This is a genomic window from Achromobacter sp. (assembly GCF_050285585.1).
GTDB lineage: Bacteria > Pseudomonadota > Gammaproteobacteria > Burkholderiales > Burkholderiaceae_B > Achromobacter.
This window is the reverse complement of the sequence record NZ_JBLZXF010000081.1, coordinates 1-4,660: the sequence shown is the minus strand read 5'-3', so window position 1 is coordinate 4,660 and position 4,660 is coordinate 1. Positions and strand designations below refer to the sequence as shown.

5 protein-coding genes and 1 tRNA gene are annotated in these 4,660 nt (G+C 66.8%); 2 read left to right on the top strand and 4 right to left on the bottom strand.

Annotated elements, in window-relative coordinates:
• Positions 1–118 precede the first annotated feature (118 nt).
• Positions 119–913, bottom strand: coding sequence for an IclR family transcriptional regulator domain-containing protein (locus ACN6PJ_RS31065; RefSeq protein WP_427999477.1), 795 nt, complete (start codon positions 911–913; stop codon positions 119–121).
• A 98-nt stretch (positions 914–1,011) separates the two neighbouring features.
• Here ACN6PJ_RS31065 and ACN6PJ_RS31060 point away from each other — a divergent pair, with 98 nt between their 5' ends.
• Together ACN6PJ_RS31060 and ACN6PJ_RS31055 are read left to right on the top strand one after the other, a co-directional pair.
• Positions 1,012–1,893, top strand: coding sequence for a TauD/TfdA dioxygenase family protein (locus ACN6PJ_RS31060; protein WP_427999476.1), 882 nt, complete (start codon positions 1,012–1,014; stop codon positions 1,891–1,893).
• Between the two features lie 24 nt (positions 1,894–1,917).
• On the top strand, positions 1,918–2,880 hold the full coding sequence (locus tag ACN6PJ_RS31055) for a Bug family tripartite tricarboxylate transporter substrate binding protein (RefSeq protein ID WP_427999475.1): 963 nt from the start codon (positions 1,918–1,920) through the stop codon (positions 2,878–2,880).
• A 7-nt stretch (positions 2,881–2,887) separates the two neighbouring features.
• Here the strand turns inward: ACN6PJ_RS31055 and mnmH are convergent, their stop codons facing one another.
• The 3 genes from mnmH to ACN6PJ_RS31040 all read right to left on the bottom strand — a co-directional run.
• The gene (gene mnmH / locus ACN6PJ_RS31050) at positions 2,888–3,958 is read right to left on the bottom strand and encodes a tRNA 2-selenouridine(34) synthase MnmH (protein ID WP_427999474.1); all 1,071 of its coding nucleotides are present in this window, start codon (positions 3,956–3,958) and stop codon (positions 2,888–2,890) included.
• A 147-nt stretch (positions 3,959–4,105) separates the two neighbouring features.
• A tRNA-Ser gene (locus ACN6PJ_RS31045) sits at positions 4,106–4,198 on the bottom strand.
• An 87-nt stretch (positions 4,199–4,285) separates the two neighbouring features.
• On the bottom strand, positions 4,286–4,660 hold a 375-nt coding region (locus tag ACN6PJ_RS31040), incomplete at its 5' end, for an ACT domain-containing protein (RefSeq protein ID WP_427999473.1).

The window sequence follows — 4,660 nt, the reverse complement described above, 5'->3', positions numbered from 1 at the left end:
CTGGTTCGTAGCCAGGTACTCTATCCAGCTGAGCTACGGGCGCGTTTCAAAGCAAGCCTTGAATAATAGCGTTATTTCATAGACTGCGCAAGTGAAAGCACGGCCGGCAACGCTTGCGCTAACCCAGCGCCTTGCCGATCTGCGCCGCGGTCTCGCGCAGCCTGCCGCAGAACCGGCCAGGGATTTCCTCGCGCTCGTGCCGGGCCAGGTTCAGGCTGGTGGTCAGCGCGGCCACCACCCTGCCCCGCTCGTCCTTGATCGGCACCGCCAGGCCGCAGATGCCCAGCTCCAGTTGCTCGCTCGCCACCGCGTATCCGGCCGCCGCGGCTTCGTCGATGGCGCGGCGCAAGGCCGCCGCCTCGACCAGCGTGTGTTGCGTATGGCGTTCGAATGGGGCCCTGGCGAGAAAGGCCTCGCGCTCGGCCGCGCTCGCCCCGGCCAGCAGCACGTGGCCGCTGGAGGTGGCGTGCGTGGGCAGGCGTTCGCCCACCCCCAGGCGGCGCGAGAGCGGGCTGGGCATCTCGGCCCGCGCTACGTAGACGACGTCCGTGCCGTCCAGCACCGATACCGTGCAGATTTCGCCGGTATCGCGCATGAACTCCTCGACCGCATGGCGCGCGATATCGCGCCAGGACAACGACGACAGATAGGCATAGCCCAGCTCCAGCACCGCGGGCGTCAGGCTGAACCTGCGTTCGTCGTTGCGCGCATAGCCCAGCGTCACCAGCGTGTACAGCAAACGCCGCGCGCCCGCCGGCGTCAGGCCGGTGCGCTCTGCCACTTCGCTCAGCGTCAGCGCCTGATGGCCCGGCCCGAATGCGCGGATGACGGCCAGGCCGCGGGCGAAAGCCTCGACGAACTGATCGCTGCCCTTGGGTAAACCCCAAGTTTGCTCGCTCGGAATATTGGGCATGATTATTTCGATAGAAGAAATATTTTTCGATAGTCGAAAAATAATAGCACGCCACGACGCAATCGCCCACCGTAGCGTGCCCGACGAGAAGGGAAAAAATGATCGAACTGACACCGGTACGGCCGGACTTTGTCGCCGAAGTCGCCAATATCGACCTGCGGCTCCCCCTGTCCGCGCAAGACGCGCAGGCATTGCGCAACGCGCTGGACCGCTACGCCGTCCTGGTCATTCCAGAGCAGCCGCTGAACGAGGCGGAACAAATGGCCGTCGCGCGGCAATTCGGCCCGCTGGAGATATCGGTAGGCGCCTCGGTCTACAACGCCGACCGCCCCCGCAGGTTGAACCACGCCGAACTGTCGGACATTTCCAACCTGGACGAGCGCGGCGGCATTCTCGACCCGGGCGACATCCGGCGCCTGATCAACCTGAGCAACCAGCTCTGGCACACCGACAGCTCGTTCAAGCGCACGCCGGCCAGCGTGTCCCTGCTCTCCGCCCAGGAAATTCCGCCCGTGGGCGGCGCCACGGAGTTCGCCGACATGCGGGCGGCCTGGGACGCCCTGGATGAAGCGAAGCAGGAACGCCTGGCCCCGCTGATCGCCGTGCACGACTATTTCCATTCCCGCGGCCTGACCGATTTCGACGTCGGCTCGATCCCGCCGGCCTGGCGCGAACGCCAGCCGCCGGTGCGGCAGGTGCTGGTGCGCAGGCACGTGGCCACGGGCCGGCGCGCGCTGTACATCGCGTCGCACATCAGCCGCATCGAAGGCATGAGCGACGAAGCCGGCCGTGAACTGGTCGACGAGCTGATGGCCTTCGCCACGCAGCAGCAATTCATCTACCGGCACCGCTGGCGCATCAACGACCTGGTCCTGTGGGACAACCGCTGCACCATGCACCGCGGCGCCGGCTTCGATGAAAAGTACCGCCGCTCGATGCGCCGCGCCACGGTGCAGGACACCGGCCCCACCGTCGCCTGACCCACCACGATTCGAGATCTCCAAATGTCCATAACGATGAAGCAATTGGCGGCATCGCTGCTGCTGGCCGGCGCCTGCCTGAACGCCAGCGCCGCCTACCCCGACAAGCCGATCAACATGGTGGTCCCGTTCGGCGCGGGATCCGCGACGGACACGCTGGCGCGCAGCGTGGCCAAAGGCCTGAGCGAAAGGCTCGGGCAGCCCGTCACCGTCGAGAACAAGCCGGGCGCGGGCGGCGGTATCGGCGCCGCCTACGTCGCCCGCAGCGCGCCCGACGGCTACACCCTGCTGATGGGCACCAACGGCCCGATGGCGGCCAACGCCAGCCTGTACCAGCGCCTGCCCTACGACCCGGTCAAGGACTTCGCCCCGGTCGCGCTGATGGGCCGGCTGCCCATGATCCTCATCGGCAACACCGATGCGAAGGCGGCCACGCTGCCCGAGCTGATCGCCGCCGCCCGCGCCCAGCCCGGCGCGCTCAACTTCGGGGCCAGCAACACCACGGCGCGGGTCTGGGTCGAACTGCTCAAGAGCATGGCGGGCATCGACGTCGCGACGGTGCTCTACAGCAATGTGGGCGGCATGATGACCGACCTCATGAGCGGACGCATCTCCTATGCCTTCGAAAACGTCGGCCCCAGCCTGCCCCAGATCTCCGCCGGCAAGGTCCGGGCGCTGGCGGTGACCACGCCGCAACGGGCGCCGTTCGCGCCGGACATCCCGACGGTGGCCGAAAGCGGGCTGGACAAGCACGAGCTCGTGGTCTGGTTCGCGATGTTCGCGCCGCACGGCACGCCCGAGGCCGTCGTCGACCGGATCAACACCGAGGTCAACGGCGTGCTCGGCACCCCCGAATTGCGCCAGCTCTCGGCGCAGATCGGCATGACCCCGGCCCCGGGAAGCCCGGCGGACCTCAAGGCCTATCAGGCCAGCGAAGTGAAGAATTGGCGCAGCCTCGTCGACATGACGGGCGTGCGCATAGACTGAGCGCGGCTCAGGTTCGGAACGCGGTCCCCGCCGCCTCCAGCCTGGCGAGCAGCACCCGCGCCTGCTCGACCACGTCCGCGTCGTTGGGGCGGAAATCCAGGCGCAGCGCCTGCGGCAGCCGCGCGAAATGCGCGTGGCAGCTGCGGGCGTAGGCCGGGTCGTAATGCCGGTCTATCAGTTCGCGCGCCAGTTCCACGCGCTCGCCCTGGTCGACCAGGGCCTGCCAGCCCCCCACCCGCTCACGACTGTGCAGGCCGACCATGCGCTGCAACTGCGCCTTGAGGGATTCCGGGTCGTCGAACAGCTGCGCATAGTCCTGCAGCAGAAAGGCGGCCCTGTCCTCGCGGCTGGACCTGACCTCGACGCAGGGGCTGGCGTGCATGGCGGCCAGCAGCGCCGCCGGCAAGGCGACCGCTCCGATCTTGCGGCTTTCGGCTTCGACGAACACGGGCTGCGACGGATCGAATGCGCGCAAGTCCTGCGCAAGCAGCGTATCGAAGCCCTTTTGCGTAGGCTGCGGCACGCCCGCCCAGGCCCCGAGCAGCGAGCCGCGATGCGAGGCCAGGCGTTCGAGGTCCAGCGTCTGCGCCCCCGCCTGGGCCAGCGCGCTCAGCAGGCGGGTCTTGCCGCTGCCGGTCGGCCCCGCCAGCACGATGTAGCGCAAGGTAGCGGGCAGCTTGTCCAGCGCCTTCAGCGTTCCCTGGCGATAGGCCTTGTAGCCGCCGTCGAGCTGCCGGGCGCGCCAGCCGATCATGTTGAACATGGTCGTCATGGAGCCCGAGCGCGTGCCGCCCCGCCAGCAATAGATCAGCGGCCGCCAGCCCTGGCGCCGCTGCGCAAAGGTGGTGTCCAGGTGCGCGGCGATGTTGCGCGCCACCAGCGCGGCGCCCACCCGTGAAGCCTCGAACGGCGACACCTGCTTGTACAGCGTGCCGACCACGACGCGTTCCTCGTTGCTCAGCACGGGCGCGTTGATCGCTCCGGGGATGTGGTCGTCGGCGAATTCGAGCGGCGTGCGCACATCGATGATTTCATCGAAATCATCCAGCTGGTCGAGTGTGGCGAGCAGGTGTTTCAAGGCGGCGGCGCAAAGAGGGGAAAGTGGAATTCTCTCATGCCTGGCCGGACCCGCCCGCCTGCGGCCGCAATGAAAAAACCCGCAATCACTTTCGCGATTGCGGGTTCTTTATCTCCGAGGCCGGCCGGAACCGGCTTGGAGAGAATCTGGCGGAGATGGTGGGATTCGAACCCACGATGCAGTTTTTAGCCACATACTCCCTTAGCAGGGGAGCCCCTTCAGCCTCTCGGGCACATCTCCGAAGAGAACGAGATTCTAGCACGACTTTTTACACTCTTGCTGCCTCGCGGCATACATCGCGAAAAAAATCGTGCCGAAGCCTTATCTTCAGGCCTTCTCGGCCGGCGCCTGGTCCAGGCCGAAGGCCTTGTGCAGCGCGCGCACGCCCAGCTCCATGTACTTGTCGTCGATGATCACCGAGGTCTTGATTTCGCTGGTGCTGATCATCTGGATGTTGATGCCTTCCTGCGAAAGCGTCTGGAACATCAGGCTGGCCACGCCCACGTGCGAGCGCATGCCGATGCCGACGATGGAGACCTTGGCGACCTTCTCGTCGGTGGACAGCTCGCGCGCGCCCACGGCGGGGATGACTTCGCGCTTGAGCAGGTCCACGGCGCGCGCGAACTCGTTGCGGTTCACGGTGAACGAGAAATCGGTCGTGCCGGCCACGGACTGGTTCTGCACGATCATGTCGACGTCGAT